The 22,489-nt window shown below is 66.0% G+C and carries 19 protein-coding genes; 15 read left to right on the plus strand and 4 right to left on the minus strand.

The genetic code is table 11. The features are described 5' to 3' along the window. Window positions 1-338 precede the first annotated feature (338 nt). The gene (locus LRR16_RS15190; RefSeq protein WP_006580269.1) at window positions 339-605 is read right to left on the minus strand and encodes a flagellar biosynthetic protein FliQ; all 267 of its coding nucleotides are present in this window, start codon (window positions 603-605) and stop codon (window positions 339-341) included. Window positions 606-608: 3 nt separating this feature from the next. Beyond that, window positions 609-2,744 (minus strand): type III secretion system export apparatus subunit SctV, encoded by a 2,136-nt coding sequence (gene sctV, locus LRR16_RS15195; RefSeq protein ID WP_043442842.1) that lies wholly within the window; start codon window positions 2,742-2,744, stop codon window positions 609-611. 443 nt (window positions 2,745-3,187) lie between these two features. On the opposite strand from sctV, the gene sctQ reads away from it, so the two are divergent. Beyond that, window positions 3,188-4,423: a type III secretion system cytoplasmic ring protein SctQ gene (gene sctQ, locus LRR16_RS15200; protein WP_232206386.1), complete on the plus strand. Its 1,236-nt coding sequence runs from the start codon at window positions 3,188-3,190 to the stop codon at window positions 4,421-4,423. Continuing rightward, window positions 4,420-5,079: a type III secretion system export apparatus subunit SctR gene (gene sctR, locus LRR16_RS15205; RefSeq protein ID WP_006576043.1), complete on the plus strand. Its 660-nt coding sequence runs from the start codon at window positions 4,420-4,422 to the stop codon at window positions 5,077-5,079. Before sctQ ends, sctR begins: the two co-directional genes overlap by 4 nt. A gap of 33 nt (window positions 5,080-5,112) precedes the next feature. Here sctR and LRR16_RS15210 read toward each other — a convergent pair whose 3' ends face one another. After that, entirely contained in the window at window positions 5,113-5,271 is a 159-nt protein-coding gene (locus LRR16_RS15210; RefSeq protein WP_006576044.1) for a DUF6726 family protein, read from the minus strand. 220 nt (window positions 5,272-5,491) lie between these two features. On the opposite strand from LRR16_RS15210, the gene LRR16_RS15215 reads away from it, so the two are divergent. Both LRR16_RS15215 and LRR16_RS15220 read left to right on the plus strand, forming a co-directional pair. Further along, window positions 5,492-7,069 (plus strand): murein L,D-transpeptidase, encoded by a 1,578-nt coding sequence (locus tag LRR16_RS15215; RefSeq protein WP_232206488.1) that lies wholly within the window; start codon window positions 5,492-5,494, stop codon window positions 7,067-7,069. Window positions 7,070-7,120: 51 nt separating this feature from the next. Beyond that, a complete protein-coding gene (locus LRR16_RS15220) occupies window positions 7,121-7,684 on the plus strand; it encodes a DUF882 domain-containing protein (protein WP_174780308.1) in 564 nt (187 codons plus the stop codon). A 749-nt stretch (window positions 7,685-8,433) separates the two neighbouring features. Here LRR16_RS15220 and LRR16_RS15225 read toward each other — a convergent pair. Then, the gene (locus LRR16_RS15225; protein WP_232206387.1) at window positions 8,434-9,783 is read right to left on the minus strand and encodes an FAD-binding oxidoreductase; all 1,350 of its coding nucleotides are present in this window, start codon (window positions 9,781-9,783) and stop codon (window positions 8,434-8,436) included. A gap of 163 nt (window positions 9,784-9,946) precedes the next feature. Between LRR16_RS15225 and LRR16_RS15230 the strand changes: the two genes are divergently transcribed. The 11 genes from LRR16_RS15230 (at window position 9,947) to LRR16_RS15280 (ending at window position 22,469) form a co-directional block, all read left to right on the plus strand. After that, a complete protein-coding gene (locus LRR16_RS15230) occupies window positions 9,947-10,792 on the plus strand; it encodes an IclR family transcriptional regulator (RefSeq protein WP_232206388.1) in 846 nt (281 codons plus the stop codon). 182 nt (window positions 10,793-10,974) lie between these two features. Further along, a complete protein-coding gene (locus tag LRR16_RS15235; protein ID WP_232206389.1) occupies window positions 10,975-12,948 on the plus strand; it encodes a PhoX family phosphatase in 1,974 nt (657 codons plus the stop codon). Between the two features lie 182 nt (window positions 12,949-13,130). Beyond that, window positions 13,131-13,703, plus strand: a complete 573-nt coding sequence (locus LRR16_RS15240; protein ID WP_232206390.1) for an OB-fold putative lipoprotein — start codon at window positions 13,131-13,133, stop codon at window positions 13,701-13,703. Between the two features lie 255 nt (window positions 13,704-13,958). Beyond that, window positions 13,959-15,044, plus strand: coding sequence for a LacI family DNA-binding transcriptional regulator (locus LRR16_RS15245; protein ID WP_370646821.1), 1,086 nt, complete (start codon window positions 13,959-13,961; stop codon window positions 15,042-15,044). Window positions 15,045-15,141: 97 nt separating this feature from the next. Continuing rightward, the gene (locus LRR16_RS15250; protein ID WP_232206392.1) at window positions 15,142-16,164 is read left to right on the plus strand and encodes an ABC transporter substrate-binding protein; all 1,023 of its coding nucleotides are present in this window, start codon (window positions 15,142-15,144) and stop codon (window positions 16,162-16,164) included. 61 nt (window positions 16,165-16,225) lie between these two features. Beyond that, complete coding sequence (locus LRR16_RS15255; protein WP_232206393.1) at window positions 16,226-17,059, plus strand: ABC transporter permease; 834 nt, start codon at window positions 16,226-16,228, stop codon at window positions 17,057-17,059. A gap of 10 nt (window positions 17,060-17,069) precedes the next feature. Beyond that, entirely contained in the window at window positions 17,070-17,990 is a 921-nt protein-coding gene (locus LRR16_RS15260; protein WP_232206394.1) for an ABC transporter permease, read from the plus strand. Then, window positions 17,983-19,059 carry an ABC transporter ATP-binding protein gene (locus tag LRR16_RS15265; RefSeq protein ID WP_232206395.1) on the plus strand — a complete coding sequence of 359 codons (1,077 nt, stop codon included), beginning with the start codon at window positions 17,983-17,985 and terminating at the stop codon, window positions 19,057-19,059. The genes LRR16_RS15260 and LRR16_RS15265 overlap by 8 nt, the downstream gene beginning before the upstream one ends. Beyond that, entirely contained in the window at window positions 19,056-19,940 is an 885-nt protein-coding gene (locus LRR16_RS15270) for a phosphodiesterase (protein ID WP_232206396.1), read from the plus strand. Before LRR16_RS15265 ends, LRR16_RS15270 begins: the two co-directional genes overlap by 4 nt. 162 nt (window positions 19,941-20,102) lie before the next feature. Beyond that, entirely contained in the window at window positions 20,103-20,291 is a 189-nt protein-coding gene (locus LRR16_RS15275) for a hypothetical protein (protein ID WP_232206397.1), read from the plus strand. Window positions 20,292-20,867: 576 nt separating this feature from the next. Continuing rightward, entirely contained in the window at window positions 20,868-22,469 is a 1,602-nt protein-coding gene (locus LRR16_RS15280; protein WP_232206398.1) for an RNA-directed DNA polymerase, read from the plus strand. The last annotated feature ends 20 nt before the right edge of the window (window positions 22,470-22,489 follow it).

The raw sequence follows: 22,489 nt of genomic DNA on the forward strand, positions 1-22,489 counted from the left end.
CGTCCCCGCACGCCCCGTCGTCCCCTCGCGTCCCGTCGTCCCCGCGTAGGCGGGGACCCAGCGGCTTTGACTTTGCGATGTCGCATGGCGAAAGCCACTGGGTCCCCGCATGCGCGGGGACGACGAAGCGGTGGCGGCTTGTGGCACGCGCGGCGCGTTATCTGTCGACGGACGGCCCTGCATTGCGCCCGCCATGGCCAGACATCGAGGTCCGAACCGTTCGCTTGTCAACATATCCTCCCCGGTTTTCCACTGCGTAATTGTTCGTAACTGTCGTGCGCGTCTTGTCGTCGATCCTGTCGTCGATCCTGTCGCCGAATCTTTCATCGAATCTGTCGTTACAAGAAGGTCAGCATCGTCTGGATCGCCCGCTGCGAGAACCGCATCACCTCGCCGCCGAGCCAGCCGCCCAGCAGCACCAGCGACACCAGCACCGCGATCAGCCGCGCCGAGGTGCCGATGCTCTGGTCCTGGATCTGGGTGACCGCCTGCAGCACCGCCACCACCAGCGCCACCACGGTGCCGATCAGCACCACCGGCAGCGTCACCCACAGCACCACCAGCAGCGCCTCGCGCGTGATATCGAGAATGGTGTCGGCGCCCATCGCTCACTCGACCTCGGGATTGCGGATCCAGCCGACCGGCACCAGCCGCACGTCCTCGTCGACTTCCTGGTAGGACAGCACCGGCAGGCGCGGCGCCACCGGCTCGATCAGCCGCTTGATGTAGCGGCGCACGTCGACGCTGACGACCACCACCACGCGCGCGGCGTTGGCCTTTTCCAGCAGCTGGCGCAGCTGCTCGCGGATCTCGCGGGTGACGTCGTGGCTCAGCAGCAGCAGGTTGCCGCGCGCGGCCTTCTCGATCGCGCCCTGCACGCGCTGCTCCAGCGCGGGCTCGAACAGCACCGCGTCGATCGCGCGTTCGCCGCCGACATGGCGGCTGGTGATCAGCCGGCCCAGATCGACGCGGACCAGTTCGGTCAGCGCGATCGCATCGGTTTCCTTGGGTGCCCAGGTCACCAGGCTCTCGAAGATCGTGCGCAGGTTGCGGATCGGCACGTCTTCCTGCAGCAGGCGGCGCAGCACCTCGGTGACGCGCTGCAGCGGCACCACACGGGCCAGCTCCATCACCAGGTCCGGCGCCTCGGCCTGCACCACGTGCATCATCTCCTGCACGTCCTGGATGCCGAGCAGCGGCGCGGCATGCTGCTTGATCACCGCGCCGACATGGACGGCCAGCACTTCCTCGCACGACAGCGTGCGCGGCGCCCCCGGGGCCCGCGCGTCGCCGATGGCTTCGCGGCCGGCGCGGCCGGTCGGCTTGTCCTGCGGAATCCATACCGCCTCGGCGAACGGCCCGAACGGCGCGCCGACCACGGCGCGGCCCTGGTCCACCAGTGCGCGCGAGCCCGGTTCGACCAGCTCCATGCCGGGCCGCAGCGCGCCGCGCGAGGCCACCACGTCCTGCACGCGGATTGCGTAGGCGTCGGGCTCGCCCAGCGGGCGGTATTCGATGCGCAGCCGCGGGAAGACCATGCCCAGGTCCGACTCGACCTGCCCCTTGGCGATCGTCATGCGCTGCTCGAACTGGCGCATGTCCAGGCGATCGCGCAGCGTCGGGTCCAGGTCGAGCGCCAGCGCGGGCGCCACGGCCGAGCGCGTGTCGTCCGACTTGCGCTCGTCCGGCATCTCGATCCAGGTGACCGTGCCGGCGGTACGCTGGCCCCGCCGCATCAGCCAGTAGCCGCAGCCGGCCACCACCAGCGCCATCGAGGCGAACGTCCATTTGGGGAAGCCGGGCACCACCAGGAACACGGCGATCGCCACGCCCGACACCAGCAGCGCCTTCGGCTGGGCCAGCAGCTGGCGGCCGATCACGGTGCCGAGGTTGGCGGCGCGGCTGTCGCTGTCGTCCGACGACACACGGGTGATCACCACGCCGGCGGCGATCGACACCAGCAGCGACGGGATCTGCGAGACCATGCCGTCGCCGATGGTCAGGATCGCGTAGCGCTGCAGCGCGTCGCCGATGCTCATGTCCTTCATCAGCGTGCCGATCGTGATGCCGGCCAGGATATTGACCAGCGCAATGACGACCCCCGCGATCGCATCGCCCTTGACGAACTTCATCGCACCGTCCATCGCGCCGTGCAGCTGGCATTCCTGCTCCAGCTCGCGGCGCCGCTCCTGTGCCTGGGCGGCGCTGATGGTGCCGGCACGGACATCGGCGTCGATGCTCATCTGCTTGCCGGGCATCGCGTCCAGCGCAAAACGGGCGCCGACCTCGGCCACGCGCTCCGAACCCTTGGCGATCACGATGAACTGCACGATCGCGATGATCAGGAACACCACGCCGCCGACCACGACGTTGTTGCCGACGATCAGCTTGCCGAACGTCTCGATGATGTGGCCCGCGTTGGCATGCAACAGGATCAGCTTGGTCGACGCGATATTGAGCGAGAGCCGCAGCAGCGTGGTGAACAGCAGCAGCGAGGGAAACGTCGACAGCGACAGCGCCGACGGAATATAGGTGGCGACGATCAGCAGCGTCAGGCTGATGCCCAGATTGATCGTCAGCATCAGGTCCAGCAGGAAGGTCGGCAGCGGCAGCACGAACAACGCGATCACCGCGAACAGCAGCAGCGTCAGCGCGATGTCGGACTGGCGCGAGGCCGCCGCAGCCATCTGCTGCAGGCCCGGCGTGGGGCCGATCCCCTTGGTGAATCCCGACAGTTTTGCCATGACGCGATATGTGGGCTGCTTTTGGGCTGCTTTTGGGCTGCTTCCGGGTTGCTTATGGGCTTGTGGCCCGCGGCGATGCTTCGATTGGCCGTTCACACCGGGCGGGCCACCCTGACGCCGAAGCCACGGCCAAGCCGAGCCATGCCGCCGCGGCGCCCCCTGGCGAACGGTGAGCGCAGTGTATGGCGGCTGCGCCACGCGACCAATACCGAGGATTCGTAGCAGCGGGGCTGCCGAAGGCGTCCCGGCGAGGGTCCCTACCAAGGCTCGTAGTGGACGGGGCTGCACCTGCTTCCGTATCGTTCTCCCGTCGCGCATCTATGCGCAGTTGCGGCCCCCGTTGCGGCATTTGCGTGCATTTGCGTACCTCTTATTTCGGTCACCGGCTGAGGCCGCTGCGGGCTTTTTCGCCGCCGGCGGGCCTTGCCATGCCTCTGCCATCCATGACGTCATCCGTTGCGCTCAGCGAACCCCCAGCGTCGGCCGGCCCCTTGTCAGCGGGCCGCGGGGGACCGGCGCGTGCGCGCGTTCGGCTGCATCGCCCGGGATCCGGCGAGGCTGCGATCCGTGAGCTGGACGCCGCGCCCGAGCTGCCGCACGTCGAAGCCGATATCGCGGCGCTGTCCAATCGCCTGCTGTGCCGGACCGCGCCGTTGCGGCTGCGCGCGGCGGGCGCCGACTGGCTGCTGCGTTTCGAGCCGCAGCAGAGCCCCTCATCAAGCTCGGCCCACGTCAACGCCTACGCCTTCACGCTCGGCGAAACGCGCGGGCAGCTGCTGTTCGATGTCCCGAGCGAACGCCGCCTGCTAGGCGTGGACGGCGCAGCGGAGACCTTGCCGGCCCTGCTGCGGCAAGCGTTGATGGCCGATGCGCTGGCCCAGGTCGCAGAGGCGGTGGCCGCGGCATCGCGGCAGCCGTTCGCCTGGCAAGGGAATGGCGCCGGCCCGCGCTCCGGCGCGCCCTGCTTCGCGCTGACGCTGCGACGGATCGCCGATGGCGGCGATGGCGGCGATGGCGGTGGTGCCGCGACCGCCAGCGAGACGCTGCACGCGACCCTGCAACTGGACGAGCCCGAGCGCCTCGCCGCGCTGCCGGTGCTGCAGCGCGCGCCCGATGCCGGGCTGCCGCCGTGGCTGGCGCAATTGCGGGTGCCGCTGGCCGTGCGCATCGGCACCACCGCCATCGCGGTCGGCGAGATGCGCGACATCCGTCCCGGCGACATCGTCGGCATCGAACAGTGGCAGACGCATGGCGGCGCGCTGGCCGTCCATTGCACCACCGGTGCAGCGGGACTGGGCTGGCCCGCGCTGGCCGAGGGGCGCCGCATCACGATTCAACGCCCGACCGGCGCCCCCGCCGCGCCGTCGGCTCATGGAGACAGCATGGAAGACCGCAACAACGGGCAGCGTGAATTGCCGCATCCGGACGCCGCGCCGGCCGCGCTCGATCGGCTGGAAGAGCTGGAGGTGTCGCTGCGCTTCGAGGTCGGCGATGTCTCGCTCGCGCTGGCCGACCTGCGCGAGGTGCGGCCCGGCTATGTATTCGAGCTGCCCCAGCCGCTGAAACAGAGCGAGGTGCGCATCGTCGCCGGCGGCCGCATCCTGGGCACCGGCACGCTGATCGCGGTGGGCAACCGGCTCGGCGTGCGCGTGTCGAGCTTCGCCGCGGGCGACGCATGAGCGGGAATCTGTACAACCCGGTACTGATCCTCACCGTCATCCTGGCGTTCGGCATTGCGCCGTTCGTCGCCCTGATGGTGACCAGCTATACCAAGCTGGTGATCGTGTTCGGGTTGCTGCGCGCGGCGCTGGGGCTGCAGCAGGTGCCGCCCAATATGGTGCTGAACGGCATCGCGATCATCCTGACCGCCTACATCATGGCGCCGATCGGCGCCGACGCCTTCGACGCGATCGAGCGGCGCGCGCAGAGCAATGCGCCGTTCAACGTGGGGGATGTGGTGACCGTCTACGACTCGGTCAGCGGGCCGCTGAAGGAATTTCTGATCAAGCACACCGAGGAACGTAACCGCACCTTCTTCGTGCAGTCGGCCAAGCGGATCTGGCCCGAGGGCCGTGCCGACGATCTGCAGCCGGACGACATGATGGTGCTGATCCCGAGCTTCACGCTGTCGGAGCTGACGCGCGCGTTCCAGATCGGCTTCATCATCTATCTGGTCTTCGTGGTGGTCGACCTGATCGTCGCCGCGATCCTGCTGGCGCTGGGCATGTCGATGATCGCGCCGACCACGATCTCGGTGCCGTTCAAACTGCTGCTGTTCGTGATGCTCGAGGGCTGGACGCAGCTGATCCAGGGGCTGGTGCTGTCGTACCGGTAGGCCGTTGCAGCCGCGACGGCTTTGACCGCCACCTCAGTCGATCACCTCGGCACAGGCATCGGTCGGCAGCGCGGCCACATCGCCGATCACCGGCACGATCTTCAGGCCCGCGGACGCGACCCGGCACGGGGCGGCAAGCACGCCGCAGCCGCCAAGCGCAAGCACCGAGGCAAGGACCAGCGGCAACATCATCAGCAATCGTTTCATCGGGCAAGGCCTCGTCAGCGGGAACGCGCATTGTGCACGATTCCTTGCCTGCCGGCATCCTGGGCTAGCATACGGACTGATACGCCCTTCCGGATCGCCGATGACTTTTGCCGCAACGCCCCATCCGAACGACCTGCAATCGTCCCTCCCCGTTCCCCGTGCACACCGCCGAAGCTGGCTCGGCCGCGCACTGACTGCCTTGCCGATGGTGCTGCTGACCGCCCTGCTGAGCGGCTTCGCGACCAGCACCCTTGCCCAGCCCCTGTGGTTCGCCAACGGCAAGCCGACCGCCGCCGCGCAGCAGGCAGTCGCCGCGTTGGCCAACGCACCGGCCGACGGCCTCGATGCCGAGGACTACGACGCCAACATGCTGCGCGACGCCGTCGCCAAGGCCGCCAATGGACCGGCGCTGCCGCCCGAGGCCGCCGATCGCCTCGACGGTGCGCTGACCGGCGCGATGCAGCGCTATCTGTCCGATTTGCACCGTGGCCGCATTGACCCGCGCAAAGTCCAGGCCAACTTCAATATCGCCGAGGAAAAGCCGTTCGATCCGGACGCCTATCTGCGCGCGGCGGTAGCGGCGAACCGCCTGCCGGCCGCGATCCGCGAAGCGGCGCCGTCGTTTCCGCTGTATGGCACCTTGCGCGATGCGCTGGCCCGCTACCGCGCGCTGGCCACGCAGCCCTACTGGAAGTCCCCGCTGCCGCCGTTGCCCGAGCGCAAGCTGACCGAGGGCAAACCCTATGACGGGCTGCCGGCGATGGCCCAGCGCCTGACCGCGCTCGGCGATCTGCCGGCGGGCACGCCGGTGCCTGCCACCTATACCGGGCCGCTCGTCGCCGCGGTCAAGTCGTTCCAGACCCGTCACGGCCTCGAAGCGGACGGCGTGATCGGCCCGGCCACGCTGGCCCAGCTCAATACGCCGCCGTCGGCGCGCGTGCGGCAGATCGTGCTGACGATGGAGCGCCTGCGCTGGACCCCGCTGGCGGAAGGCTCACGCATGATCGTCGTCAATATCCCCGAGTTCATGCTGCGCGCCTACGAGTTCCACGAGGGCAAGCTCGATATCCGGCTGGAGATGAAGGTCATCGTCGGCAAGGCCCTCGACACGCGCACGCCGCTGTTCAAGGAGGACATGCGCTATATCGAGTTCAGCCCGTACTGGAACGTGCCGCGCTCGATCGCGACCAAGGAAATCATTCCGCGGCTGCAGCGCGATCCGGCCTACTTCAACCGGCAGGGCTTCGAATTCGTGGCCGGCAACGAGGTCATCAAGCAGCTGAACAGCGCCAATATGCAGGCGGTGATGGACGGGCAGATGCGCATCCGCCAGCGGCCGGGCCCGCTGAATGCGCTCGGCGACATCAAGTTCGTGTTCCCGAACAACCAGGCCATCTATCTGCACCACACGCCGGCGCCGCAGCTGTTCAAGCGCGGCCGGCGCGACCTGAGCCACGGCTGCATCCGCGTCGAAGATCCGGTGGCGCTCGCCAGGTTCGTGCTCAAGGACATGCCGGAGTGGACCGAGGAGCGAATCCGGCAGGCGATGGGCGCCGGCAAGGCCAGCACCGTCTCGCTGATCAATCCCTTGCCCGTAACGTTGGCTTATGGCACGGCCATCGCAAGAGCCGATGGACGGGTATACTTCCTCGCTGACATTTACGGCCAAGATAAAGTGCTCGGCCAGGCGCTGCAGCAGCGCGCCGCCCGCCGAGCCGCACATACGCCAGCCGTCAGGGCCACGCCGCCGGCCAATCGCGCGGCCAGCGCCCCACCTTCCTGAGACAAGCAACTTCGAGCCAACCTCGAGCCAAGCAAGCTAGAACATCACATCATGACGTATTCACGTGATCCGGCACGGCGCCGCTTCCTGCAACGTACCGGCGGCCTGGCGCTGAGCGCCGGCCTGACGGCCCTGGCGCCCAGGCTGGCGCTGGCCAATGTGCCGGGCGCCCGCGCGCTGGCCTTCGACCACACCCATACCGGCGAGCATCTGTCGCTGGTCTACGCGATGGGCGAACAGGTCCTGCCGCAGGCCCACCTGAAGCTCAACCGCTTCCTGCGCGACCACTATTCGGGCGACGTCGGCACGATCGATCCCGAGCTGTTCGGCGTGCTGTACCAGCTGCGCACGGTGCTGGGCAGCGACAACCCGTTCCAGGTCATCTCCGGCTATCGCAGCCCCCATACCAACTCGCGCCTGCGCAAGACGCGCGGCGGCGGCGTGGCCAAGCACAGCCTGCACATGGACGGCAAGGCGATCGACATCCGCCTGCCCGGCGTGCCGCTCGACGATCTGCGCGACGCGGCCGTGTCGCTGCAGGCCGGCGGCGTCGGCTTCTACCGCAGCGAGAACTTCATCCACATCGACACCGGCCGCGTGCGCCGCTGGGGTTGAGCCTTCAGATCGCCGGCCCGTCGCCCCCGCCACAGGCGACAGCCGATTTCCCGGCGTTCGAATCCGCCGTCCCCGCGCACGCGGGGACCCAGTGACTTCCCGCTTCGGCCCCAACATTCGCTTGGCAATCAAACCGCCGGGCCCCCGCTTTCGCGGGGGCGACGGAACGATGCGTCGACGGCGGAATCCGTCGTCCCCGCGAACGCGGGGACCCAGTGACTTTCCGCTTCGGCCCCAACATTCGCTTGGCAATCAAACCGCTGGGCCCCCGCCTTCGCGGGGGCGACGGAACGATGCGTCGACGGCGGAATCCGTCGTCCCCGCGCACGCGGGGACCCAGTGACTTTCCGCTTCGCCCCGAACATTCGATTGGCAATCAAGCCGCTGGGCCCCCGCCTTCGCGGGGGCGACGGAACGATGCGTCGACGGCGAAATCCGTCGTCCCCGCGCACGCGGGGACCCAGTGACTTTCTGCTTCGCCACCCAACATTCGATTGGCAATCAAACCGCTGGGCCCCCGCCTTCGCGGGGGCGACGGAACGATGCGTCGACGGCGGAATCCGTCGTCCCCGCGAACGCGGGGACCCAGTGACTTTCTGCTTCGCCACCCAACATTCGATTGGCAATCAAGCCGCTGGGCCCCCGCCTTCGCGGGGGCGACGGAACGATGCGTCGACGGCGGAATCCGTCGTCCCCGCGAACGCGGGGACCCAGTGACTTTCCGCTTCGGCCCCACATTCGCTTGGCAATCAAGCCGCTGGCCCCCCGCCTTCGCGGGGGCGACGGAACGATGCGTTGACGGCGGAATCCGTCGTCCCCGCGCACGCGGGGACCCAGTGACTTTCTGCTTCGCCCCCCGCTCCCAACATCCGATCCGCAATCCGATACGCGGTATTGACCGAATCGGTGACGCCCAGATGCCCGTGCCCAACGGCGAGCCACAGCCCCGGATGGCCATCGGCCGGTCCGACGATCGGCACCGAATCCGGCATGCAGGGCCGGTGCCCCATCCATCGGCTCGGCGACGGATCGTCCAGCCCGTCAAAGGTTTCCCGCGCGATCCGCTCGAGCATTGCCGCGCGGCGCATATCGGGCGGCCGCGACAGCCCGCCGATCTCCACCGTGCCGCCGACGCGCAGCCCCTCCTCCATCGGCGTGACGAAGACCTTGCGGTCCGCCAGCACCACCGTGCGCGTTACGGTCCGCCCGGCATCGCGGAATTGCACGTGATAGCCGCGCTGGCTCTCCAGCGGAATATCCAGCCCCAGCGGTGCCGTCAACCGGCGTGACCACGCGCCGGCGGCCACCACGATCTCGTCAAAGCACTGGTCCGTGCGGCCGTCGGCCTCCACCACACACCAGCGCGGCCGGCCCGCGAAGTCCGCGCGCCGCAGCGCGCGAACCTCGGTCCTGCGCCGCTGTCCGCCGCGTTGCTCGAACGCCCGCACGATGGCCTGCACGTAGCGCCCCGGATTGACGATGGTCGCGTGATCCTGCAGAAAGACGCCGATCTGATAACGCTTGCCGACATTGGGCTCCAGCGCCTCGATGCCGGCGCGATCCAGCGTCTCGACGTCGTAGCCGAATTCCTTGCGCATGCGCCAAGAGGTGGCGTCCTTCTCCAGCGCCCCGGCATCGGGATACAGATGCAGATGGCCGCGCTGCATCAGCAGCTCGGGCGCGCCGATCTCCTGCGTCAGCTGCCGATGCCGCTGCACCGCGTTGACGTGGATGGCATGCAGCCGCTCGGCCGCCTGCTCGACGCGGTGCGGCGAGGCCGACGCAATGAAGCGCAGCAGCCAGGGCAAGGCCCGCGGCAGATAGGACAGCGGCAGATACAGCGGACTGCGATCGTCCAGCAGCATCTTCGGCAACGAGGCCAGTACGCCGGGCATCGCTAGCGGCGCAACGGAGCCCGGGCTGATGGCGCCGGAATTGCCATAGCTGCAGGCCTGTCCGGGCTCGTCCCGATCGATCAGCGTGACGTCGGCCCCGCGCTTCTGCAGCTCGTATGCGATCGCCGACCCGACGATGCCGGCACCCACCACGGCAACGCGTGGCGGGCGGGACGGTGGGATCGGCGTGTTCTGATGTTCCATGGAAATCGGTGGATGGGTGGATGTCTTGACGGCTTCGAATGTAAGTGGCTCACTATCGCGGGCGCAATAGCAGATATCGGTATGCGATACCTGTGGCGAATCAGGGCGGGAGAATCGGGAAATGGGGACGGCGAAGGCAGTACGGGGATCGAAGGCCCGGAGCGTGGGGGCGAACGGCGGTAGCAGGCATCGCGATCAGCGCAGCAATCAGCGAGGCGATGAGCGGGGCGACGACAGCCGCTCCGCCAATCCGCTCTTTATCGCGTCGATCGGCAAGGCCTTCGAAGTGCTCGAGCGCCTGGCCGACATCGGCCGCCCGGTCGGCCTGACCGAGCTCTGCCAACACGCGTCGCTGAGCCGCAGTGCGCTGCAACGCATCACCCATACGCTGGCCGCGCTCGGCTATCTGCGCCAGGACCCGAAAACCCGCGCGTTTACGCTGTCCGGCAAGGTGCTGCACCTGAGCCACGCGATGCTGTCCAGCGACTCCCTGCGCGACCGCGCCCTGCCCCATCTCGAAGACCTGAATCGCCGCACCGCCGAGACCGTCAACCTGATGGAGATGGAAGGCGACGAGATCGTCTATGTGGTGCGCTTTCCCGGCTTTCGTGCTGTCAGCGTCGACCTGCACGTCGGCTCGCGTCTGCCGGTCCACTGCTCCGCGGCCGGCCGCGCGATCCTCGCGGAAATGGACATCGACGACGCGATGCGCCTGCTGGCGCGCGTGTCCCGCCGCGCGATGACGCCGCACACGCGCACCGAGCTGTCCGACCTGCGCACGGCGCTGCAGACCGCGCGCAAACGCGGTTATGCGCTGAACGACCAGGAGTCCTTCATCGGCGATATCTCGATCGCCAAGGCGATCCTGAACCGGCAGCGCGAACCGATCGGCGCGGTGAACATCGCGGTGTCGACCTCGCGCTGGACGGTCGAGGAAACGCTGCGGCAATTGCTGCCGCAGCTGCTGGTCACGGCACGGGCGATCGAACGCGACGTCAACGCGCGCTGAGCGATTTGCGCGGGGTGTGCCCGCTGCAAGGGCCGAATCGCATCCGCCGGCGCTGTCAAAAAACTGTCATCGACGCTGCCTACCATCCTGTCTGCGCTCCCCAGAGCGGCCCCCCCTCGATGCCCGGCGGGTGCCGGGCATCGTCGTTTGCAGCGTCGAACTTTCAGATTGCTTTCAACAACATGAAGCCAACACCGAATCCCTCCCGCCGCACCCTCCTCAAATTCCTTGCCACCTCGCCGATGCTGCCGCTGGGCTCGGCTTCGGCCGCGCTGCTGGCCGGCTGCGGCGGCGACGACGACGCGGACACCGCGCCGAACCCCGGCACGCCGGCCGCCACCTTCACCACTGCCGAGTTCATCGGCATGGCGGCGCCGACCCTGGCCGCACCGGCCGCGATGGCCACCACCACGGTGGGCTCGGAACTGAAAGTCTCGTTCAGCGACGGCAGCAGCCAGACCTACAAGCTCGCCTATCAGCCCTTCTTCATCACCGGTGATACCGTGCCCGACGGCAAAGGCGGCACCGTGGTGGCCGGCGGCTACTTCGACATCCACAACCAGCCGATCGTCGACCGCTCGGTGCCCGGCAGCGAGCGCCAGTTCTTCTCCGATTGCGTCGACGGTAGCTCGCTGCTGACGCTGGCCGACGCCAACGTGCCCGGCGTCAAGGGCAAGCCGGTGTTCGCCGTGGTGCAGTTCGAATACACCACGCGTGACCAGGCCGGCGCCTCGACCTACGGCATGCTGCCTTCGCCGATCGCGATCCTGACGCTGGACCAGGACCCGGCCATCGGCAAGCTGACGCTGGTCAAGTACCACAACGTCGATACCTCGGCGGCCCGCGGGCTGTGGATTACCTGCGGCGCCAGCCTGTCGCCGTGGAATACGCACTTGTCGAGCGAGGAATACGAGCCCGACGCCTTCACCATCGCGTCGAACACGCAATTCCAGCGCTTCAGCACTTTCACGTTTGGCGACCCGACTGCCGCTTCGCCGTACGACTACGGCCATCTGCCGGAGGTCACGGTCAATCCGGATGGCACCGGCTCGATCGTCAAGCACTACTGCCTGGGCCGCATCTCGCACGAACTGGTCTGCGTCGCGCCCGATGAGCGCACCGTGCTGATGGGCGACGATGCCACCAACGGCGGCGCCTTCCTGTTCATCGCCGACCGCGCGCGAGACCTGTCGTCGGGCACGCTGTACGTCGGCAAATGGAACCAGATGTCGGGCACCGGCCCGGGCTCGGCCACGTTGAGCTGGATTCCGCTGGGCCACGCCACCAGCGACGAAATCCGCGCGCTGGTCCGCGGCGGCATCAAGGCCACCGACATCTTCGACGTCAAGACCACCGATCCGGGCGATGCCAGCTATACCCGCATCCCGTTCAATGGCGGCTTCCAGTGGGTCAAGCTGATGCCCGGCATGGAAAAGGCCGCGGCCTTCCTCGAGACGCACCGCTACGCGGCGCTCAAGGGCGGCAGCCTCGGCTTCACCAAGTGGGAAGGCACGACCATCAACGCGCGCGACAAGGTGGCCTATATCGCGATGTCGCGCATCGAATCCTCGATGCTGAACGGCTCGGGCGGCGTCAAGGTCGAAGGCCCCTACTCGGGAGCGGTCTACGCGCAGAACCTGCGCGGCGGCCAGACGGATACCACCGGCGCGCCGATCAACAGCGAATGGGTGCCAGTCGATATGGCCGCCGTCCCCGAACTGATCGCCGAAGATTTCGGCGGCGGCAAGCTCAAGCAGCAGGACGCGCTGGGCAACTTCGCCAATCCGGACAAGATCGCGACGCCGGACAACCTGAAGTACTCGGAAAAGCTGCGCACGCTGTTTATCGGCGAGGACAGCAATACCCACGTCAACAACTTCCTGTGGGCTTACAACGTCGATACGAAGAAGCTGTCGCGCGTATTGTCGACGCCCGCCGGCGCGGAATCGACCGGGCTGCATGCGGTGGACGAAATCAATGGCTGGACCTACGTCATGAGTTCGTTCCAGCATCCGGGCGATTGGGAATCGCCGCTGCATGACATCGTCAAGCCGACGCTGGATCCGTTGGTTCGGGCCAACTACAAGGACCGCTTTGGCGCTGCCGTCGGCTATATCACGGGGGATGCGACTTCGGTGAAGTTGGCGAAGGGGTAAGCCTTTTACGCGCTGAAGGAAGCCCGAGCGTGAGGATGCTCGGGCTTTTTTGTTTGGCGTCCGGGTGCCGGCAAGACCGCGAAGCCGGACTTGAAAGGAAAGACGACTAGACTGTCGCCCTCGGCTGCATCCCGCATGCCGCGCCCCGCGAGGGGGCCGGCCCTTTCACTCCCCATTCCTCAATGACCGACAAGACCCGACAAATCGCCATTGCCCTGGTCCTAATGGCGGTGCTCGCCATGCTTTGGCTGGTTGGCAACGACCAGAACCACACCGACGACACCGCTCCCTCTCCGGTTTTGGACGCGTCGCAAGTCCAATCAGCGAGCGCGGCGGGCGGCATTTACCGCGGCGGCACGCTTGAACCGTACAGCATCGACCCCACGCGATCCACGGACCGCCTGCCGGTGTACCAGGCGGCCGCGATCCTGCAGGACTATCGCGCGGATCGCGACAGCGCTGATCGGCGTTATCGCGGGGCGTACTTCATCGTCGAGGGCGTGGCCAGCGGTATTCGGCGCGAGGGCGAAACGCAGGTCTATCTGCAAATCCGCACCGACGACCCGGGTCAGTCGGTACGCGCGAACCTGCTGGAGCGGCAGAACTGCGGGGCTGCGCGGCCCGTCTGCGAAGTCGAGGCGCGCGCCACGATGGTTCGGCGCGGGCAGAAGGTGGCGGTGGAATGCACCGGTGCGGGCTTCGTGGATACCACGCCCGTGCTCGACGGCTGCCTGCTGCGTGGCGGCGCCAATTGATCTGAAGGGATGTGAGGGCCGGCGGCGGCCCTGGACGTCTTCCCGCCGCGCCCTTCCGCCGAGGTTTCATCCTGCTGTCATTTGCGCCACGCACAATCGCCTCCATTCGGCCCCCGTTGCCGACCGTATGACCGTGCCGGCTTTTTTGCGGCGCACCGCACCACCGGTTGTCCTTGACACCGTTTTTTTTGCGGCTTAAATGAAAACGTTTTCATTTCACCCGATCCCTCCCGCCCTCGTCCCGGTTCCCGCCGAATGATCCGTAAAGCCACGCCCCTCGCGACAGCGTCCGCCCCGTCCAATGGCGCGACGCTGATGAACGTTGCGAAGGCGGCGAGCGTGTCGCTGGCAACGGCGTCGCGCGTGTTCAGCAATCCGGAGATGGTCCGCCAGGACACCGCCGAGCGCGTGTTGCGGGCGGCGGGCGAGCTTGGCTTCCGCCCCAACCTGCTGGGCGCCAAGCTGCGGGCCCAGCGCACGCGCATCGTCGGCGTGATGCTGCCGACGATGGAGAACGCTGTCTTTGCCGAATGCTGGCGCGGCATCGAAGAGGCGGCCCTTGCGCAAGGCTATTCGCTGATGCTGGTGACCAGCCGCTACGACCCGGAGCGCGAACGCGAGCGGATCGAATATCTGCTGCGCCATCGGGTCGACGGCATGGTGCTGACGGTCGCCGATGCCGCCCGCAGCACGGTGCTGGACCAGCTCGATGCCGAACGCGTGCCCTATGTGCTCGCGTACAACCAGGGCACGCGCCGCGGCAAACACTATTCGGTGTCGGTGGACAACCGCGTCAGCGCACGCGCCGGTGTCGAGACGCTGATCGCCGCCGGCCATCGGCGCATCGCGGTGGTATCGGGCGCCTTCGCCGCGTCGGACCGCGCCAAGCAACGCCATGCGGGATATCAGGACGCGATGCGCGCGCATGGCCTGGAACCGCTGCCGCCGCTGTCGCTGCCGGCCCACACGCCCACGCATACGCCGGAGGAGGCCGAGCACATCCGGCGCCTGGTCACGGCGCCGCGCGGCCCCACGGCGCTGTTTTGTACCAACGACATGCTGGCGATCGGCGTGATTTCGATTCTGAAGCGCCTGGGACTGTCGGTGCCCGGCGATATTTCCGTGCTCGGCTACGACGGCATCGAACTCGGCCAGCTGCTGGAGCCGCCGCTGTCCACGGTCGTGCAGCCCAACAACGAGATCGGTGCCCGCGCGCTGGCGTGCCTGCTGGCTCGGCTGAATTCCGCAGGTGCCGAAGCCGCGTCCGACCGTGCCTTGCCACGCGCAACGCTGCTGCCGCATTCGATACGCGCAGGCGCCAGCGTCGGACCACCGCCTTAGCGCCTGACGCAGGCCTGACCAGCCGCCTTCACTCGCATCGCTTTCCGCCGTCTTTTGTCGTATTCCCCCACCGTCGTCTCTAGAAAAGGAGTGCATCATGCAATCGACTTCGTCCTGGCTGCTCCACCTGCGCTGGGTGCTGCCCACGATCGGCGCGGTCGTATTCAGCCACGCCGCGGCCGCGCAAACCGCGATCTGCTACAACTGCCCGCCGGAATGGGCGGACTGGGCCGCGCAGATCCGCGCGATCAAGGAAAAGACCGGCGTCACGGTGCCGCACGACAACAAGAACTCGGGCCAGTCGCTGGCCCAGATCGTCGCGGAAAAGGCCAATCCGGTAGCCGACGTCGTCTATTACGGCGTGACGTTCGGCATCCAGGCGCAGAAGGAAGGCGTGACCGCGCCCTACAAGCCCGCCAACTGGAATGACATCCCGGACGGCCTGAAGGACCCGCAGGGCAACTGGTTCGCGATCCATTCCGGCACGCTGGGCCTGATGGTCAATGTCGACGCGCTGCGCGGCAAACCGGTGCCGCAATCGTGGGCTGACCTGCAGAAGCCGGAGTACAAGGGCATGGTCGGCTATCTCGACCCGGCCAGCGCCTTCGTCGGCTATGTGGGCGCGGTGGCGATCAACCAAGCCCTGGGCGGTTCGCTCGACAATTTCGGCCCGGCGCTGAAGTTCTTCAAGGACCTGCAGAAGAACCAGCCGATCGTGCCGAAGCAGACCGCGTACGCGCGCGTGCTGTCCGGTGAAATTCCGATCCTGCTGGACTACGACTTCAACGCCTATCGCGCCCGCTACAAGGACCGCGCCAATGTCGCGTTCGTGATTCCCAAGGAAGGCACGCTGGTGGTGCCCTACGTGATGAGCATGGTCAACAAGGCGCCGCATCCGGCCGAAGCCCGCAAGGTGCTGGACTTCGTGCTGTCCGACGCCGGCCAGGCGCTGTGGGCCAACGCCTATCTGCGCCCGGTACGCGCCAAGGCGGTGTCCAAGGAGGTCGAGGCCCGCTTCCTGCCGGCTTCGGACTACGCTCGCGCCAAGACCATCGACTACGGCAAGATGGCGGAGGTGCAGAAGGCCTTCAGCGACCAGTACCTGAAGGAAGTGCGCTGATGCTGATGCCGGTCCCGGGGCGCGAGTCGCCCCGGCTGGCTCCTTCCCGTTGGAGAACCTAATGCGCCGTCGCACCACTGCCCCATCCGCCCGCACGCTGATCGTCTTCGCGCTGCCGGCGCTGATCGTTTTCCTGGCGTTCTTCTGCCTGCCGATGGCCAAGCTGCTGGCGGTCAGCGTAGCGGGCGACGACGGCGCCGGGGTCTACTGGACCGTGCTGTCCAGCCCGCGCTATCTGCACAGCCTGCTGTCCACGGTGCTGCTGTCGGCGTCGGTGACGCTGGTCACGCTGGCGATCGCCGGCGTGGCAGGAACCTTCCTGCAGCGCCATCCGGTCCCGGGCAAGTCGGTACTGGTTGCCATGCTGACCTTTCCGCTGGCCTTCCCCGGCGTCGTGATCGGCTTCATGGTGATCATGCTGGGCGGCCGCAATGGTCTGCTCGCGTCGGTGGGCGATCTGCTCGCCGGCGAGCGCTGGACCTTCGCCTATGGCATGGCGGGACTGTTCGTCGGCTACCTGTATTTCTCCATTCCGCGCGTGATCCTGACCGTGATGGCCGCGGTCGAGAAGCTCGACACCTCCCTCGAGGAAGCGGCCCGCTCGCTGGGCGCCGGCCGCTGGCGCGTGGTGCGCGACGTCATGCTGCCGGCACTGATGCCGGCCCTGATCTCCAGCGGCGCGATCTGCTTTGCCACCAGCATGGGCGCATTCGGCACGGCGTTCACGCTGGCCACGCAGCTCGACGTGCTACCGCTGACCATCTACAACGAGTTCACCAACTACGCCAACTTCGGCATGGCCGCCGCGCTATCGATCCTGCTCGGTGCCGTGACCTGGGCGCTGCTGGCGGTGGCTCGTCATCTGTCCGGCAACGCGGTTGCCGCTACCGCGTAGGAGCGCGAGCATGAAGACCAACCGTCGTGGCGCCGCGTATTGGGCGCAGCTGGCACTGACGCTCGCCGTTTGCGCATTCATGACCGTGCCCGTCGCGCTGTCCGTGCTGGCCGGCCTGACCAACAATATCTTTGTCGGGCTGGAGAGCGGCCTGACCACGCGATGGGTCGAGGAGGTCTGGGGCCTGTACCGCAACACCATCTTCCTGTCGCTGTGGATTGCCCTGGCGTGCCTCGCCTGCACGTTGGTGCTCGGCGTTCCGGCCGCCTACTACATGGCGCTGCGCCGCAGCCGCGTGACGCGGCTGATCGAAGAGTTGCTGATGTTGCCGGTGGCGATCCCCGGCCTCGCGACGGCACTCGGCCTGATCCTGCTGTATGGCGGCCTGCCATGGCTGCGCACCAGCTGGGTCTTCATCCTGATCGGGCATGTCCTGTTCACGCTGCCGTTCATGGTCCGCTCGGTACTGGCCATCATGTCGGCAATCGACATCCGCACGCTGGAAGACGCCGCCGCCAGCCTCGGCGCCACACGCATGCAGCGATTCTTCACCGTGGTGCTGCCCAATTGCCGGCAAGGGATTCTCGCTGGTGCACTGATGGTCGTGACGCTGTCGGTCGGCGAATTCAACCTGACCTGGATGCTCCATACGCCTACCACACAGACACTGCCGGTGGGCCTCGCCGACAGCTATGCCTCGATGCGGCTGGAGATCGGCTCCGCCTACACCATCGTGTTCTTCCTGATGATCATTCCGCTGCTGGTGGTGATGCAGATGGTGTCCGCACTCGGGGCGCGCGCCCAGCGACATCCAGTAGAGGACACCGCCACGCCGTTCGCCGGCACGGTCACCACTTCGCCAAACACCCCAGCCGGCCTGGACAGCGCGCCGCAGTCCCAGCCCCAGACGGAGGCCCCCCGCCATGCATGAACCCACCACCATCGCGCTGCGCCACTGCGGCAAGACGTTCCCCGACGGCACGCGCGCGCTCGAACCGCTGGATCTGGACATCGGCGCGGGCGAAACCGTCGTACTGCTCGGCCCGTCCGGCTGCGGCAAGACCACCACGCTACGCATGATCGCCGGCCTGGAGTTTCCCGATACGGGCGGCGAGGTGCTGTTCGGCGGCACAGCGGTCACGCACCTGCCGATCGAACAGCGCGGCGTCGGCATGGTGTTCCAGAACTACGCCCTGTTCCCCAATATGACGGTGGCCGAGAACATCGGCTACGGCCTGCGCGTGCGCAAGGTCGACGCGCAGACCCGCCGCCGGCGCGTCGACGACATGCTGGCCATGATGCAACTGGCCGCCTTCGCCAACCGGCGCGTCGACCAGCTGTCCGGAGGCCAGCGCCAGCGCGTGGCCCTGGCCCGCGCCATTGCCGTGCAGCCGCGCGTCTTGCTACTGGACGAACCGCTGACCGCGCTCGACGCCAAGCTGCGCGACGCACTGCGCGCCGACATCAACCGCCTGCTGCGCAGCCTGCGCATTACGACGGTCTATGTCACCCACGACCAGGCGGAAGCGATGGCGCTGGGCGATCGCATCATCGTGATGGACAAGGGACGCATCGCGCAAAGCGGTACGCCGCAGGAGATTTACCGGTATCCCGCCAATTCGTTCGTAGCCGATTTCATCGGCACCATGAACCGATTGCCAGCCGCCGCGGATCAACACATATGGCGCGTGCCGGGCGGCGCGTTGCCTCGTGAGGCGCAACACATCGAGGTGGCGCAGGCCGAGTTGATGTTCCGGCCGGAAGACGTGTCGCTGACTGACGCGCCCAGCGCGCACGATGTCCATGTGACCGGCAACGTCGTCACCGCCCTCTTCCTCGGGCATGCGACCAGGCTGTTGGTCGATGTGGGCGCCCCCGCCCCGATCGTGCTCGATACCCCGCGACGCGACCGCTGGGCGGCCGGCGACCGCGTTGGCCTGCGTATCGATACCAGCCATCTGGTGACGGTGCCCGCTGAGGCCGCACGGAGCGCCGCATGATGCAGACCGCTTCCCAGCCCGCCTCCCAGGCCGCCTCCCAGGCCGCGCCCTACCTTGTCGCCCACATCACGGACCTGCATATCAAGGCCGGCGGCAAGCTGTCCTACCGACGTGTGGATACCGCGGATGCGCTGCGCCAGTGCATTGATACGCTATTGGCGCTGCCCCAGCGCCCCGACATTGCCGTGGTGACCGGAGACCTGGTCGACTTCGGCAGTGAGGACGAATATCGCTTCCTGCGGGAGATTCTCGAAACCTTGCCCATACCGGTTCGGCTGATGCCCGGCAACCACGACAGCCGGGAAGCCTTGCGCCGCGTGTTCCCCGATCACGCCTACCTGTTCGCCGCGGGCGATGGCGACGCGCCCGTGCACTACCGCATCGACGCGGGGCCGTTGACGCTGATCGCCTTCGACTGCACCGTGCCGCGCCATAGCGGCGGACGCGTGGACCCGGACCAGCTGCCATGGCTCGAAGCCGCACTGGCTGTCGACCCGGAACGCCCTACCCTGCTGATGCTGCATCACCCGCCCTTCCACACGGGCATCGGCCATATGGACCAGCAGGGCCTGGAGAACGCCGCGCTGCTCGAGGCCGTGGTCCGGCGCCATCCGCAGATCGAGCGCGTGCTGTGCGGTCATTTGCATCGGCATATCACTCGGCGCTTTGGCGGCACCATTGCCATTACGGCGCCCGGTCCGGCGCATCAGGTGGCACTGGATCTCGACCCGCAGGCCCCCTCGCGTTTTCGGATGGAACCGCCGGGGTTTTTATTGCACTGGTGGCATCCGGTGCATGGGTTGGTTACGCATGCGGCGCCGATTGGGGATCATGGGCCGGCTTATCCGTTTTTTGATTCGGAGGGGAGGTTGATTGATTGAGGGGACGGGGTGAGCGCCGTGCCGACACACAACGCCTCACCGCTTCCCTCCCTCTCCGGCGCCACCCCAACATACCGCCCCCGGCTGTATCAGCTGCCTCACTCCCAATTGGTCGAGGCTATGCGCCAGCAACCCAACTGCGCGCCGTAGCAATCATCCTCAATGATCCCCGGCATGGAAAGGGCCGCGGCGACCCTGGAGACGCACCGCTACGCGGCTCTCAAGGGCGGCAGCCTTGGCTTCACCAAGTGGGCAGGCACGACGATCAACGTCGCGGGACAAGTTGGCCCATATCGCAATGTCCCGATCGAATCGTCAATGCTGAAAGGCTCGGGCGGCGTGCGGGTCTAAGGCGCCCTATTCGGGCGCTGTTTATGCGCGACACCCGTGCGGCAGCGAGGCGGGATACCACCGGCAATTCGGAATGGGTGTCGGTAGATATGGCCGTCGTCCCCGAACTGATCGCCGAGGAATTCGGCGGCGGCAAGCGCAAGCAGCAGGACGCGTTGGGCAATTTCGCCAATCCCCGACAAGATCGCGACGCCGGGCAATCTGCGCATATTGCGAAGGCCCTGCAAAAAACTCATTCCGGACGACTCTCCACGAGCACCTCTTCAAGAATTTACAGGCGCGCTCTCTTCACGGGCCTCCTCATTCCCAGAGGACCCTGCACCACCTGCGCACGTCATTGGGGACAAAGAACTAGAGCCACGCTCCGTGCACGGCGGAGACTCGAATCGCTTCCGGCTATCACTGATCCGTGGTCAAATCCGTATTCTCGATCTGCTCACATCCGTCTAGTGGGGTAGATCGAGACCCGTTCCGGGAATCATCGTGTCAGCTTCCAGAAAACGAATTTAAGTCCCATGCTCGGGAAGCCTTAGAGGTAGAATTACAGAATGTAAAGAACAAAATCTCGAGGAGCCGATGGATATTAACACTTCGATTATAGCCGCACTGCGCAACGTCGCCCAATACGGTGATACAGACATTTTTTCCTATCCATTCGAGAATCTCTTGTTTCGTGATCGGCTTACAGAGGCAAGCAAGCTTATAAGGGATATGCATGAAGAGCCAGAGCGCTGGCTCTCTCTCTACCCGCCGCAGACTATGAGAAGCCTCACGCAGGTCGGCTATACTGGGTTTCGTTGGGCGACGCTCATCGATCCATTTTGGAACGCGTACTATTTGTCACTGGTCCTTTCTATTGCGGACAAAATCGAATCCGTTCGGCTCCCGGAAGCTTCCGGCACGATCTTTTCGTATCGCTTTCACTGGCAAGACACTGAAGCGAAAATCTTCAAGGATAGTTCTTGGATCGACTACAGGCGACAATGCATAGCACTTAGTGAATCCTTTCCTGTGGTGGTGCAAACCGACATTTCCGACTTTTATCCGAGGATTTACCACCATCGAATAGAGAACGCGCTAAAGCGTGTTCCGGGAGTGGGCGACCAACCTAAGCGCTTGATGGATCTGCTCGGGCAGTTTTCCCAAAACGTTTCGTACGGCCTCCCAGTTGGCGGTCCTGCATCGCGCCTCCTCGCCGAACTGTCTCTCGATGGAGTAGACAAGCTCCTCGACCGACGTGGAGTGCGCTTTTGCCGCTACGCGGACGATTACGCTATCTTCTGCACCGACAAGGCAGAAGCCTATCGGACTCTAGTGTTTCTGTCGGAGAAGCTCTCAAACGAAGGTCTAGTTCTTCAAAAGAAGAAGACGCGCATCTTGACGGCGCAAGAGTTCCGAGAGACCGCGCAACTCTTGGACCCAGCTGAAGCGGCGAATGCCTTGGCCACCGAAGAGCAGAAGTTGTTGAGCATCTCTCTGCGTTTTGACCCGTATTCGCCCAACGCTGAGGACGAATACGAGGAGCTAAAGGGCGCAATCCAGGAGATCGATATTATCGGTATCCTTGGCCGCGAAATTGCTAAGAGCACTATCGATTCCGCGGTCGCCAAGCACGCCGTGCAGGCGATCAGTGTTCTGGAGCCGAGGCAACAACTGCTGGCTGTCGCCATGCTGCTCGATCCCGACAACATCATGACGCTCGCACCGATTTTTACTACAGTGATGCGCGTTGTACGGGAGATCTATTTGGCTTCAAACTCCGAAGCGCGGATTCAAATTGACAACGCCCTCTGTGCACTGTGGACAGAGCGATCGCCGCTGCTGTCGGTGGAGGTTAATCTTTCCTACTACATCAAGACGTTGGCCGGCGAACAGACGCAACAGAAGGAAGAAATCCTGCTCCGAGTCTTTGACAGCAGTGCGAATCCAATGATTCGCCGGCTTGTCATCTTAGTGATGGCAAGGTGGTCGTGCCACTATTGGCTCTCCGACGCGAAGACGAAGTATGGCGCGATGTCAATCTTCGAACGGCGCGCGTTCATCATAGCCTCGTACCACCTCGGCGACGAAGGAAGGCATTGGCGCGCTCATGTCAAGAGCGGTTGGTCCGATGCAGAGCACTTGATTCAAAGCTGGTATTCCGATCGATTTCAGTCAAATAAAAGCGTGCCTGTATGATCTCGGAACGTGCCTTCGCA

It is taken from the genome of Cupriavidus sp. UGS-1 (assembly GCF_021213615.1).
In the GTDB taxonomy this organism is placed as follows: Bacteria; Pseudomonadota; Gammaproteobacteria; order Burkholderiales; family Burkholderiaceae; genus Cupriavidus.